At 63.5% G+C, this 13323-nt stretch carries 11 protein-coding genes and 1 pseudogene; 10 read left to right on the top strand and 2 right to left on the bottom strand.

Annotation, left to right across the window (positions count from 1 at the left end; all coding sequences use genetic code 11):
• Positions 1 to 32 precede the first annotated feature (32 nt).
• The 4 genes and pseudogenes from NKH33_RS09860 to NKH33_RS09845 all read left to right on the top strand — a co-directional run bounded on the left by NKH33_RS09860 (position 33) and on the right by NKH33_RS09845 (position 3662).
• Entirely contained in the window at positions 33 to 872 is an 840-nt protein-coding gene (locus NKH33_RS09860; protein ID WP_352919174.1) for an alkaline phosphatase family protein, read from the top strand.
• A 133-nt stretch (positions 873 to 1005) separates the two neighbouring features.
• Positions 1006 to 1568, top strand: a pseudogene (locus NKH33_RS09855) (sigma-70 family RNA polymerase sigma factor).
• Complete coding sequence (locus NKH33_RS09850) at positions 1565 to 2233, top strand: anti-sigma factor (RefSeq protein WP_352830216.1); 669 nt, start codon at positions 1565 to 1567, stop codon at positions 2231 to 2233. Before NKH33_RS09855 ends, NKH33_RS09850 begins: the two are co-directional and overlap by 4 nt.
• Complete coding sequence (locus tag NKH33_RS09845) at positions 2223 to 3662, top strand: S8 family serine peptidase (RefSeq protein ID WP_352919171.1); 1440 nt, start codon at positions 2223 to 2225, stop codon at positions 3660 to 3662. Before NKH33_RS09850 ends, NKH33_RS09845 begins: the two co-directional genes overlap by 11 nt.
• A 5-nt stretch (positions 3663 to 3667) precedes the next feature.
• On the opposite strand, the gene NKH33_RS09840 is transcribed toward NKH33_RS09845, so the two are convergent.
• A complete protein-coding gene (locus NKH33_RS09840; RefSeq protein ID WP_352919373.1) occupies positions 3668 to 4162 on the bottom strand; it encodes a DUF8737 domain-containing protein in 495 nt (164 codons plus the stop codon).
• A gap of 81 nt (positions 4163 to 4243) precedes the next feature.
• Between NKH33_RS09840 and NKH33_RS09835 the strand changes: the two genes are divergently transcribed.
• Positions 4244 to 5152, top strand: a complete 909-nt coding sequence (locus NKH33_RS09835; protein WP_352919168.1) for a LysR family transcriptional regulator — start codon at positions 4244 to 4246, stop codon at positions 5150 to 5152.
• A gap of 72 nt (positions 5153 to 5224) precedes the next feature.
• Here the strand turns inward: NKH33_RS09835 and NKH33_RS09830 are convergent, their stop codons facing one another.
• Positions 5225 to 6247 (bottom strand): substrate-binding domain-containing protein, encoded by a 1023-nt coding sequence (locus NKH33_RS09830; protein ID WP_352919165.1) that lies wholly within the window; start codon positions 6245 to 6247, stop codon positions 5225 to 5227.
• A gap of 361 nt (positions 6248 to 6608) precedes the next feature.
• Between NKH33_RS09830 and NKH33_RS09825 the strand changes: the two genes are divergently transcribed.
• The 5 genes from NKH33_RS09825 to NKH33_RS09805 all read left to right on the top strand — a co-directional run bounded on the left by NKH33_RS09825 (position 6609) and on the right by NKH33_RS09805 (position 13168).
• The gene (locus NKH33_RS09825; RefSeq protein WP_352681550.1) at positions 6609 to 7964 is read left to right on the top strand and encodes an ABC transporter substrate-binding protein; all 1356 of its coding nucleotides are present in this window, start codon (positions 6609 to 6611) and stop codon (positions 7962 to 7964) included.
• 227 nt (positions 7965 to 8191) lie between these two features.
• Positions 8192 to 9205 (top strand): carbohydrate ABC transporter permease, encoded by a 1014-nt coding sequence (locus NKH33_RS09820; protein WP_352540346.1) that lies wholly within the window; start codon positions 8192 to 8194, stop codon positions 9203 to 9205.
• Between the two features lies 1 nt (position 9206).
• Positions 9207 to 10361 carry a carbohydrate ABC transporter permease gene (locus tag NKH33_RS09815; RefSeq protein ID WP_352767362.1) on the top strand — a complete coding sequence of 385 codons (1155 nt, stop codon included), beginning with the start codon at positions 9207 to 9209 and terminating at the stop codon, positions 10359 to 10361.
• Positions 10362 to 10365: 4 nt separating this feature from the next.
• Complete coding sequence (bglA, locus tag NKH33_RS09810) at positions 10366 to 12030, top strand: beta-galactosidase BglA (RefSeq protein WP_352919162.1); 1665 nt, start codon at positions 10366 to 10368, stop codon at positions 12028 to 12030.
• A 25-nt stretch (positions 12031 to 12055) separates the two neighbouring features.
• Positions 12056 to 13168: an ABC transporter ATP-binding protein gene (locus NKH33_RS09805; RefSeq protein ID WP_352469836.1), complete on the top strand. Its 1113-nt coding sequence runs from the start codon at positions 12056 to 12058 to the stop codon at positions 13166 to 13168.
• Positions 13169 to 13323 lie beyond the last annotated feature (155 nt).

Raw genomic sequence — 13323 nt, 5'->3', positions numbered from 1 at the left:
GACTTTTCCGATTAAGCCGCATGGAGGCGCCCTTGGCGCTCAACACAAAACTATTGCTCATCATCCTCGACGGCGTGCCTTACCGGAACTGGCGTCGGCTGATGGGCAATCTCGAAGGCTGGGTGCAATCAGGCGAAGCCCGCGTATGGAAAATGCGCTCCGTGCTGCCGTCGACCTCGGCATCCTGCTATGCCTCGATCCACACCGGCGTGCCGCCGCAAATGCACGGTATCCTGTCGAACGAGAACCGGTTTCGCGTCGAACAGCCGGACATCTTTTCCGAAGTCAGCAGGGCCGGCGGCAAGACCGGTGCGGTCACCCACTCCTACTGGTCCGAATTCTTCCGGGCCTATCCGTTCGATCTGGTCGAGGACATGGAGTTCGACCAGCCGGGCAGGCCGATCGGCCATGGCCGGTTTCACACCATGACCGGCTACAATGCCAGGAACCAGATGACACCGAGCGACGTCGACCTGTTCGCGACGTTGACCATGCTGACCAGGCGCTACGGCATCGACTACGGCATCCTGCACAGCTGTACTCTGGACTCGATGGGCCACCGCTTCGGCCATGACTGCCACGAGATGGATCATGCCGTCTATGCAATGGACGCCATGCTCGCCGGCTTCCTGCCGCGCTGGCGGGAAGCCGGCTACGAGGTGATCGTCACCGCCGATCATGGCCAGACCGATCGCGGCCATCATGGCGGCCACGACGAGGAGATGCAGGATTTCGCACTTTACTACTTCGGATCCGGCGAGGGTCCGGAAGCCAGTACGCTGCTCGATCAGTTGCAGCTCGCGCCGACGGTGCTTGCGCGCCTCGGCGTGCCGGTGCCGGCGACGATGAAGGCAAAGCCGTTCCTGAGTTGAGCGCGCGCCCTCTTCTCCCTCTGGCAACGCTCCCGCTCTTCAGTTAGCCTCCGCATATATACGGGCGGATGCGGTGAACCTTTTTGGGCCGATCAGCGACAGAGCAGGCAGGAGCCAGGCGGCTCGACCGGCGATGACGGCCGCGGAGACCGATCGCGCGCTTGTCGAGCGGGTCGCGAAAGGCGACCGTGCCGCCGTGCGGCTCCTGTTCATGCGCCACCACGCGCGGGTCTACCGCTTCGTGGCACGCCAGACGGGATCGGAACAGATGGCCGACGATATCGCGAACGAGGTGTTCCTCGAACTCTGGCGGCAGGCACCGGCCTTCGAGGGGCGCTCGGAGGTCTCGACATGGCTGCTCGGCATTGCCCGCTTCAAGGCGCTGTCCCTGCTGCGCAAGAAGAAGGAAGACTGGATCGACGACGATGACGCGGCCCAGGTCGCCGACGGCGCCGACACGCCTGAAGTCGTGACGATGAAGGAAGACAAGGCCGCCGCCTTGCGACGCTTTATCGATGCCATGCCGGAAGAGCACCGCAGGTGATCGACCTTGCCTATTATCACGGGCAATCGGTGAGCGAGATCGGCGTGGTACTCGGCATCCCGGTCGCAACGGTCAAGACCAGGATGTTCTACGCCCGCAAGAAACTCGGCGAAGCCCTCAAGGCCGCCGGTTACGACAGGGGGTGGCCATGAGCGCCGCTGAAAAGATGTCACGCCGCGACGAAATGGAAATGCTGCTGCCGTTTTATCTGAACGGCTCGCTGGAGGGCACCGAGCTCGAAGCCATCGAGGAATGGCTGGCGAGCGATCCGGCGGCGATGGCCGCACTAGGCGAGGCCGAGGCCGAATTCTCCGGCACCGCTGCCGCAAACGAGGCAATCCGCCCGCCGGCCGATGCGCTCAGCCGCTTTGCCAAGGCGCTCGACGCCGAGGCCGGCCCGTCCCGCGCGCCGGCGGCATCGTCCTGGCTGGCGCAGGCCTGGAGCCGCTTCATGGCGGTGCCCGCCGGCGTCGCCTGGGCCGCGGCCGCGGTGCTGCTGGCCCTGGTCGTCGCGCAATCCTTTGTGCAGACCGGCAACAGAGATGGCGATTTCGAGATTGCCGGATCGGAGGACGATCTGGCCAAAATGCCGTTTGCCCTTGTGAAGTTCAAACCGGATGCGAAGCTGTCCGACATCATCGCTTTTCTCGACCAGAACCAGTTGAAGATCGCCGGCGGGCCGACCGCCGACGGCGTCTTCCGCGTCGGCGTCCCGGCCGAGACCGCTGCCGACTATCAGAAGCTGCTTGGCCTTATCGCCGCCCAGCCTTTCACCGAAGCTGCCCTGGAGGGAAGGAAACCGGCTGATGGCGGCTGAGGCGGTCATTCGATTGACGGCGGCGATGACAATCTTCGCCGCGTCCGCAATGGCGCAGACCAATGACCCGAACCTCACCCAGGCTGAGATCGACTGCCTGAACCGGGGAAGTGCTGCCAACGCCGACTGCGCCAAGGATGGCGGCGGCGTGAAGGATGGCGGCAAAGCGCCGGCACATGGAACGACGGGCGCGGTGTTTCTTCCGGGCTTGATTGTCGACCTGTTCCCCAATCCTGCCGTAGTCACCGAGGCGCCGATACCTCCTGGCAATACTGCAACCCCACCCGCCGTCGCGCCGGCAATACAGGCTGCGGTGCCGGGCGGTGCGGTGGTTGCGCCGACCGATCTTGTGGCAACCGAGCCGCCGCGCGCCGTGACCGGCGATTTCGTGCCCGACGAGGTGCTGGTCACCGTCAATGGCGAGGCCGGCGCGGTCCAGCAGATCGCGGCCTCGTTCGGCCTCGAGATACGCTCGCAGCGGCAGTCGCGGCTGCTCGGCAACACGCTGGTGCGCTTCGGCATTCCCGATGGCCGCCCGGTCGGCGTCGTGCTGGCGCAGCTCGCCGCCGACGGCCGCACTTTGCGGCGTGAGGCCAACCATGTCTACTCGCTGCAGCAGGCGGCCAGCATCGCCAATTATGCGTTCGAGCGCATCGCGCTCGATGCCGACAAAGCCAGCGGCGAGAATGTGCGCGTCGGCGTCATCGACACCGGCATCGACGACGGCAATCCGGCGCTCTCCGGCGTCATCGCCGGGCAGTTCGATGCCATGCCCGACGTGCCGATCAAGGCGCGCGACCACGGCACTTCGGTCGATGGACTGATCGCCGGCACCGGCGCGTTCAAAGGCATGGCGCCGGGCGCCAGGATCTATCATGCCCGCGCCTTCGAGGGCGGCAAGTCGACCATGGACGTCATCCTTTCGGCGCTTGACTGGGCGGCGGAGCAGGATGTCCGCATCATCAATATGAGCTTCGTCGGCCCGAAGAACGACCTGCTCGGCATCGCCTGCCGCAATGCGCGCGCGCTTGGCATCGTGCTGGTCGCGGCCGCCGGCAATAACGGACCGAAGGCGCCCTATGGTTATCCGGCCGCCTTCGACGCCGTGATCGCGGTGACGGCCACCGATGCCAAGGATGGGCTGATGCCGCAGGCCAATCGCGGCGCCTACGTCTTCATCTCCGCTCCCGGCGTCGAGATGGTGGCGCCGAGCGGCGCCGGCTCGGACGTGGTGACCGGGACGTCCTTCGCCGCGGCGATCGTGACCGGCGCCGTCGCCAATCTGTTGCATGCCGCGCCCGACCGCTCCGCCGACTGGGTCGAGAAAGCACTTGCCGCCACGGCAAAGGATCTCGGCGCGAAGGGGCGGGACAATGACTTCGGCTACGGGCTTCTGAACACCAAGGCGGCCGAGGCGGCGAAGGAATAGCCCGCTCAGGTCGCGTTTTGCTGAGGACGTAGGAGAAAATAGAATGCGGCGATATGCGTTATCATCAGCAGCGGTACGTAGATGATCGGGATCGCGTAGGTGGCGCCCAGTTCGCCTGCGCGTGCAGGAAGGCCGATCTGAACGGCGTGGTAATAGTCGACGATGAGGTCGACCGTCCCTGCGACGTTGAAGGCGACGACCAACGGCCAGAAGAGCGGGCGTATCCTCACCGTGAGCAGCGCCAGCATGGCCAGCACGCCAGTCGCGAAATCGCCGTAGGCGGCGAACACGGCGAAATCAGCGGGCAGATTGGGGCTTACGACGCCCGGAACCAGGAAGACGAGCCCGAAGAAGCGGAAGCTGTGCAGCATAGCGATAGCGCGTTGCGCCGCGACCCGGTCCATCGACCTGAGCAACGGCAAACCGTACGCGCCGAAGCAAAGCAGCCACGCGACATAGCCGAGAACAAGATGGGTTTGGAACACCATTTCCGTGGACATTTGGCCTACTCTCAACAGTTGGTTCACGCGGCTTTAAGCCCGCTACCGCAATTCGACTATCCGGTGTAATCACAACAACCTATGAAGCAGAACTACACAGTCCGACATGGTGCGCTGGAGGGCCTCGAGGCGTTCCTAGCCGTCGCCAGGCGGCGTAACTTCCGCCGGGCCGCCGCCGATCTCGGGGTGACGCCATCGGCCGTGAGCCAGGCGGTGCGCGCGCTGGAAGCTCGCCTGGGCACGGCGCTGTTCGTCCGCACGACGCGGAGCGTTGGCTTAACCGAACCTGGCCAGCGGTTCCTCGACCGTGCCGGCCCGGCATTCGAGGAGCTCGTTGCGGCCGGCGAGGCTGCTCGCGATATCGGCCAGCGGCCGACCGGTCTGCTACGTCTGTCTGTGCCTCGCGCCATCGTGCCGCTGATGTTGGAGCCGGTGCTCGCGTCGTTCTGCCAAGCCTATCCTGAGATCGAACTGGAGATCGCCGTGAGCGACCAGATGGTCGATCTCGCGACCGGTGGGTTCGATGCCGGCATCCGCCTCGGGCAACTCATCGCCGCCGACATGGTGGCGGTGCGGTTGACCCCGCCGTTCTCGTTCGTAGTCGTCGGCAGCCCTGACTATCTCGAGCGCTACGGCCGTCCCGAGCGTGTCGACGACTTGCGCCACCACGCCTGCTTACGCTTGCGTCGCTCGAATGGCGCCATCGCGCCCTGGTCGTTCATCGACGGCAACGGTGCAATCGAAGCGATCGTCTCAGGCCCGCTGATCGCGCACGACTATTCGACATTGGTCGGGGCCGCGATGCGGGGCGTCGGGTTGGCGCAGACGCCGCGACCACTCGCCGAAGGTCCGATAGCCGAAGGAAAACTCCAGTCGGTGCTCGACGGCGTCGCCACGACGACACCGGGTGTCTTCCTTTATCATCCCGGCAAGCGCCAAGTCCTGCCGAAGCTGCGCGCCTTCATCGATCACCTCAAATCCGCGGCCTGAGACCAGGACGCACCCGCTGGTGCTGGCCAACAGCCGCCAAGAGTCGACCTCGGTCGTTCAGAGTGATTGCCTCTAGGCCGGCGCGCCGGCGACCGATCCCCTGACCACCAGGTCGACCGGCCAGACTTCGCCGCGAGCGCCCTCCTCCAGGCCGGAAATCCGCGCCGCCAGCCGTTCGGCGATGCGCGCGCCGGCGAGGCGGATCGACGAACGCGTCGTCGACAATGGCACCGAAAAATTTTCCGGCTTCAGCCAGGGAAAGACGTCGTCATGGGCGATCAGCGACAGGTCGCCCGGAATGGTCAGGCCGAGATCGCGCACCGCGCGCACCACGCCGAGCGCCATAATCAGGCTGGAGCAGGCGATCGCCGTCGGCGCGTCGCTTCGTTCCAGCAGACGCCTGGCGGCGCGGTAGCCGTTCTCCTCGGTCATGGTGAGGGAACAGATATGCTGATCTCGAAGCACCAGGCCGTTCGCCGCAAGCGCGCGGCGCACGCCGCGCTCGCGATGGATAGCGAAGGTCTCGCGATCGTCGCCGTTGATCAGCGCCAGACGCCTATGACCGAGCTGAACGAGTAGCCGCGCCGCCTCGTGGAAGACGCCCTCATTGTCGATGTCGGTGAACGGATAGTCGAAATCGAAGCCTTCGCTGCGGCCATGGACGATGAAAGGAATGCCGAGCGTATTGACCAGCGCCACCCGCCGGTCGGCCGGCCTCGGCGACGAGATATAGACCGCGTCGACCTGCCGGTTGGCGACAATGCGGCGGTAGGTCGTCTCCTGGTCGTCGGCATCGGCCGGTGACAGCACCAGGTCGAGCTCGTGCGAACGCGCATAGTCGCCGAGGCCGGACAGGAACTCGACGAAATGCGGGTCGATGTCGACGGTCATTCCCGTCGGCAGCACATAGCCGATCATGCCGGTCTTGCCGGTCGCCAGCCGGCGGGCGCTCGGATTGGGGCGATAGCCGTGACGCTTGGCGGCATCGACCACCCGCCGGCGCGTTTCCTCGTTGACTTCCGGGTAGCCGTTCAATGCGCGGCTCACCGTAGTCTGCGAAAGCGCCAGCATGTGGGAGAGCTGCTTGAGGTTCACCGGAGGCCTCCAACCTCAAAGCGCTTTTAATCTGAATCGAGCTGGCCGCTACGAACCGCGTTGCCGAGCGCACTGACCATACGCACGGTTCGGACCGGTTTGAAGCCGAATTTGCTGCTGCACCGCCAGAAAACTGTGCTGCAGCGCACTTTTGCCGGCACCCGGCCGCAGAAATTAAATCGATTAGTCTGGCTTTCTCTTGACTCCGGATCAATTCAGTGGCGAGATCAAAATCACCAAAGCGCTTTGGAAGACTCTACGAAAGGTTGCAGTTCCTTTCCGACTGAGTCACAGTCCTGCAGCGCCGGCGGACGGAATGGAGGTTTCGTTCGGTGTTTGTCACCACTGGGAGGGAATACCGATGAAGAAAATGCTTCTGCTGGGTGCTGCGTTCGCCACGCTTGCGCTCGCCATGCCGGCGCAAGCCGAACTGAAGTTCAAGCCGGGCGAAGATCCCCGTTTCAACTGGGCGAACTACGAAGAGCTCAAGAAAGTCGACCTCAAGGGCGAGACGCTGACGATCTTCGGGCCGTGGCGCGGCGAGGACGAAGGGCTTATCCGCACCGTCCTCGATTACTTCTCCGAAGCCACCGGCGCCGAGATCAAGTACTCCTCGTCGGAGAATTACGAGCAGCAGATCGTCATCGACACGCAGGCCGGCAGCCCGCCCAACATCGCCGTGCTGCCGCAGCCGGGCCTGATCCAGGATCTGGCATCGAAGGGTCTTTTGACGCCGCTCGGCGACGACACCGCCAACTGGGTCAAGGACAATTACGGCGCCGGCCAATCCTGGGTCGATCTCGGCACGTTCAAGGACAAGGACGGCAAGCCCGGCTTCTTCGCCTTTCCGTATAAGGCCGACGTGAAGTCGCTGGTCTGGTACTCGCCGGACAATTTCGAGGAAGCCGGCTACAAGGTGCCGAAGACGCAGGAAGAGCTTGCCGAGCTCGAAAAGAAGATCATCGCCGACGGCGGCACGCCATGGTGCATCGGGCTTGGTTCGGGCGGCGCCACCGGCTGGCCGGCGACCGACTGGGTCGAAGACATCATGCTGCGCACCCAGACGCCCGAGACCTACGACAAATGGGTGAAGAACGAAATTCCGTTCAACGATCCGGCAGTGGTCAACGCCATCGACATTTTCGGCAAGATCGCCACCGACGACAAGATGGTCGAGGGCGGCGCCAAGGCGGTTGCGGCGACCGATTTCCGTGACAGCCCGAAGGGCCTCTTCTCGGTGCCGCCAAAATGTTATCTGCACCATCAGGCATCGTTCATCCCGACCTTCTTCCCGCAAGGCACAAAGATGGGCGAGGATGCCGACTTCTTCTACTTCCCGCCTTACGCTTCCAAGCCCGAGCTCGGCACTCCGGTGCTCGGCGCCGGCACGCTCGCCATGATCACCAAAGACAGCAAGAGTGCCCGCGCGTTCATCGAATTCCTGAAGCTGCCGCTCGCTCATGAGATCTGGATGGCGCAGGGCGGCTTCGTGACGCCGTTCAAGTCGGTCAACAAGGACGCCTATGCCAGCGACGCGCTGAAGAAGCAGGGCGAGATCCTGGCCAACGCCTCGACCTTCCGCTTCGACGGGTCCGACCTGATGCCGGGCAAGATCGGCGCCGGTGCGTTCTGGACCGGCATGATCGACCTGGTCGGCGGCAAGTCCGCCCAGGACGTCGCCACCGACATCCAGAAAAGCTGGGACGCGATCAAGTAAGCGGCCGGCTTGAGTTCCCAATGTGATGTGGTCCGGGCCTCAAACGGCCCGGACCTTATCCGGTGCTTGGCGTCGCGTTGATTGTCGTGAGCACAACGCATTCCGGTATGACGCGCGCCCAGTGACCTGCTTTCCGGCTGGTCGCGCTCCAGACAACTGAATCAGCGCATGATCCCGTCGCCAAAGCCATTCTCGACTGGCGGATCCGTGCGCAGGGGGAGGGACCCATGGCGGCTCAGATTTTTTCGGCGATATTCGTCATCATCATCGGCGTGGGCGGCTGCGTCGCCTATTTCTGGGGCGCCAACAAGGCACTCGATACGATCTTTCCGGCACGTGGCGTTTCCGGCAAGGCGGCGATCAACAATCTGCGCCGGCAGGGGGTGATCCGACCCTGGCTGTTCGTCGGCCCGGCGATGATCATCCTCACCATCTACCTGATCTACCCGGTAGTGGAGACGCTGAGGCTGTCGTTCCTCGATCGCGGCGGCGCCCATTTCGTCGGCTTGGCCAACTATCAATGGGCGTTCGGCGACCGCGAGTTCCGCAACTCGATCCTCAACAACATCATCTGGCTGGCGGTGGTGCCGGCCGCCTGCACCTTCCTCGGGCTGATCATCGCCGTGCTCACCGACAAGATCTGGTGGGGCACCATCGCAAAAAGCCTGATCTTCCTGCCGCTCGCCATCTCGTTCGTCGGCGCCAGCGTCATCTGGAAATTCATCTACGAATATCGCGGCGAGGGCCAGACGCAGATCGGCCTGCTCAATGCCATCATCCAGTATTTCGGCGGCCAGCCGCAGGTCTGGATCTCGCTGCCGTTCTGGAACAACTTCTTCCTGATGGTCATCCTGATCTGGATCCAGACCGGCTTTGCCATGGTCATCCTGTCGTCGGCCTTGCGCGGCATTCCGGAAGAGACGCTGGAAGCCGCCGTCATCGACGGCGCCAACCCTTTCCAGATCTTCTGGAAGATCATGGTGCCGCAGATCTGGGGCACCATCGCCGTTGTCTGGACCACCATCACCATCCTGGTGCTGAAGGTTTTCGACATCGTGCTGACCATGACCAACGGCCAGTGGAACAGCCAGGTGCTGGCCAATCTGATGTTCGACTGGATGTTCCGCGGCGGCGGCGATTTTGGCCGCGGCGCCACCATCGCCATCATCATCATGATAGCGGTCATTCCGATCATGGTCTGGAACATCCGCCAGGCAAACAAAGAGACGGAAGGGCATTGAGATGGCCGTGGCGACCGGAAAGTCCTTTGTCAGCCGTTTCGGCGTCCATATCGCCGTCTTCATCTTCGTTGCGATCTGGACGATCCCGACGCTCGGCATTCTGGTCTCGTCGCTGCGCGACAAGGACCAGATCATCGCTTCGGGCTGGTGGAACTCGTTCACCAGTTCCAGCCAGACGGAGGCCGGACGGCTGCCGCCCGCCTCGGCGCAAGTCGAGAAGGACGGCAAGTTCATCCTGCAAGGCAATATTTTCGGCGACGGTCCGGCCCGCAACATCAGCGCCTTCGGCGTCAAGTCGGCAGCGCCGACGCAATATCCCGCCGGCACGACAGCCGATCTCGGCGACGGCGTGACCCTGCAGCTCAATGCCGACGGCAGTTTCGTCATGACCTCGCCGAAGGCTTTCGAAGGCGAGCGCGGCCAGCGCGTCTATTACGCCTCGTCGGCGCCGCCGAAATTCACCACCGACAATTACGACACGGTGCTGTTTTCGGAAGGCATCGGCCGCTCCTTCATGAACTCGCTGACCGTCACCATTCCGGCGACCGTCATCCCGATCCTGATCGCCGCGTTCGCCGCTTACGCTTTGGCCTGGATGCGCTTTCCCGGCCGGGCGCTGCTCATCGCCGTCATCATCGGCCTCCTGGTCGTGCCGCTGCAGATGTCGCTGATCCCGCTGTTGAAGCTCTATAACGGCGTCGGCAGCTTCTTCGGCGTGCCGTCGAAGACCTATCTCGGCATCTGGCTGGCGCATACCGGCTTCGGCCTGCCTTTCGCCATCTATCTTCTGAGGAGCTATATCGCCGGCCTACCACGCGAGATCATGGAGTCGGCGCGCATCGACGGCGCCAGCGATTTCGAGATCTTCGTCAAGATCGTGCTGCCATTGTCGTTCCCGGTGCTGGCCTCGTTCGCCATCTTCCAGTTTCTCTGGGTGTGGAACGATCTGCTGGTGGCGATGGTTTTCCTTGGTACCGAGGGCGACCAGATCGTGCTTACCGCCAAGCTCAATGCGTTGCTCGGCTCGCGCGGCGGCGACTGGGAGATCCTGACGACATCGGCCTTCGTCACCATCATCGTGCCGCTGATCGTGTTCTTCTCGCTGCAGCGCTATTTCGTCCGCGGGCTGCTTGCCGGCTCGGTGAAAGGAGGTTGAGATCATGCAATCCGCTTTGAAGGCCACCCCGAAGCCAGATCTCGCTATAGATCGCGACTGGTGGCGAGGTGCCGTGATCTACCAGATCTACCCGCGCAGCTATCAGGATTCGAACGGCGACGGCATCGGCGACCTCAGGGGCATGATCAGCCGGCTGGCCTACATCGCCTGGCTCGGTGTCGACGCCATCTGGATCTCGCCATTCTTCAAATCGCCGATGAAGGATTTTGGCTACGACGTGTCGGATTATTGCGATGTCGATCCGATGTTCGGCACGCTGGCCGACTTCGACGCGCTGACCGCAGAGGCGCATCGGCTTGGCCTCAAGGTGATGATCGACGAGGTGCTCTCGCACACCGCCGACATCCATCCCTGGTTCAAGGAGAGCCGCTCGAGCCGGAGCAATCCAAAAGCCGACTGGTATGTCTGGGCGGATGCCAAGCCGGACGGCACGCCGCCCAACAACTGGCTGTCGATCTTCGGCGGCTCGGCCTGGCAGTGGGACACCAGCCGCCAGCAATATTACCTGCATAATTTCCTGGCCGAGCAGCCCGACCTCAATTTCCACAGCCGCGCGGTCCAGGACGCGCTGCTCGACGTCACCCGCTTCTGGCTGGAGCGCGGCGTCGACGGCTTCCGCCTCGATACCATCAATTTCTATTTCCACAGCCAAGGCCTGGAAGACAATCCGCCGCTGCCGCCCGAGCAGCGAAACGACCAGACGGCGCCGGCCGTCAACCCCTACAACTACCAGGACCATCTCTACGACAAGAGCCGGCCTGAAAACCTCGGCTTCCTCGAACGCTTCCGCGCCTTGCTCGACGAATATCCGGCGACGGCCGCGGTTGGCGAGGTCGGCGATTCGCAGCGTGGGCTGGAAGTGGTGGCGGCCTATACGGCCGGCGGCAAGCGCGTGCATATGTGTTACTCCTTCGACTTCCTGGCGCCGGAGAAGATCAGCGCGGCAAAGGTACGCTCGGTGCTGGAAACCTTCGGCAAGGTGGCCAGCGACGGCTGGTCGTGCTGGGCCTTCTCCAACCATGACGTGATGCGTCCCGCCTCGCGCTGGGCAGCCGGCGAGCCCGACCCGACCGCCTACCTCAAGGTCATCTCGGCGCTGCTGATGTCGTTGCGCGGCTCGGTCTGTATCTATCAGGGCGAGGAGCTCGGGCTCAGCGAGGCCGAGCTCAGCTTCGAGGATCTGCAGGACCCATACGGCATCCGCTTCTGGCCTGAATTCAAGGGCCGCGACGGCTGCCGTACGCCGATGGTTTGGGACGGCGCTGCCCGCAATGGCGGCTTCTCGACGGCAAAGCCCTGGCTGCCGGTGCCCAGCAAGCACCTTGCGCAAGCCGTCAATGTGCAGCAAGGCGACGACGGCTCGCTGCTCGAGCACTACCGGCGCTTCCTGGCTTTCCGCCGCGCCCATCCGGCACTGGCCAAGGGTGATATCGAGTTCATCGAAAGCGAGGGCGACACCGTCGCCTTCACCCGCCGTGAAGGCAACGAGCAGATCGTCTGCGCCTTCAATCTCGGAGCAAAGCCTGCCGAAGTCGATCTTGGCGGCCGCTCATTGCAGCCCTTGCCGGGACACGGGTTTTCGGGACAGACTGGCGCCGGCACTATCCGCCTCGGCGGCTACGGCGCCTGGTTCGGGCGTATCGACTGAATTCAAGGAAGAACTGGAGGGTACCATGGCCGATGTCACGCTAAGGCAGGTGAGGAAATCATATGGCAATCTCAACATTCTGCACGGCGTCGACCTCGACATAAAGTCGGGCGAATTCATCGTCTTCGTCGGCCCCTCTGGTTGCGGCAAGTCGACCTTGCTGCGCTGCATCGCCGGGCTGGAGGAGATCACCTCGGGCGAGCTCAAGATCGACGGCGAGATCGTCAACGACGTGCCGCCGTCAAAGCGCGGCATCGCCATGGTGTTCCAGTCCTATGCGCTTTATCCGCACATGACCGTCTACGACAACATGGCGTTCTCGATGAAAATCGGCAAGGAAAGCAAGGCCGAGATCGACAAGCGGGTGCGCCAGGCGGCCGAGATCCTGCAGCTGACCAAATATCTCGACCGCCTGCCCAAGGCGATGTCGGGCGGCCAGCGCCAGCGCGTCGCCATCGGTCGCGCCATCGTGCGCAATCCCAAGGTCTTCCTGTTCGACGAGCCGCTATCCAACCTCGACGCGGCGCTGCGCGTCGCCACCCGCATCGAGATCGCCAAGCTCAAGGAGTCGATGCCGGCCACGACGATGATCTACGTCACCCACGACCAGGTCGAGGCGATGACGCTGGCCGACCGCATCGTCGTGCTGAAGGAAGGCCATATCGAACAGGTCGGCACGCCGATGGAGCTCTACAAGCGGCCCGGCAATCTTTTCGTCGCCCAGTTCATCGGCTCGCCGGCGATGAACATCCTGCCGGCGACGATCGACAAGACCGGCAACCCGACGGTCGTCAGCCATGTCGGCGGCCGCAAGGCAACGGTGCCGATCGCAACGCCTGCGTCGGCGAAAGGCGCAGCGGTGAGCTTCGGGGTGAGGCCGGAGGATCTGATGATTGCCACCGGCGCCGACTATTTGTTCGAAGGGACGGTCGATTACGTCGAGCAGCTCGGCGAGGTCCAGCTCGTCTATGTCGACATCGGCCGCGCCGACCTGCCGCTGGTGACCAAGCTGCCGGGCAATGTCGAGATCAAGCGCGGAGCGACACTGCGGCTGACGGCGGACGCCGGAGACCTGCATATTTTCGACGCGGACGGGCGCTCTTTCGCGCTCCATGAAGCAGAAGCAAAGGCGGCTTGAAGCAGGCATTCTTCCGCCATGCAAGGGACAAGAGCGGCGGGGCTGGGCCGCCCCGCATGTATTGAAATTACGTTAGGGCGGTTTATAGGTTAATACGTTAAACGGACGCCGCGCCGCGCGTATTGCATTGTTTTTCGCAAATACGGGACGCCGGT

The sequence above is a fragment of the Mesorhizobium sp. M1182 genome (genome assembly GCF_040318335.1).
GTDB lineage: Bacteria > Pseudomonadota > Alphaproteobacteria > Rhizobiales > Rhizobiaceae > Mesorhizobium.
Note: the sequence above shows the minus strand (reverse complement) of the source record. Positions and strands in the feature narration are given on the sequence as shown.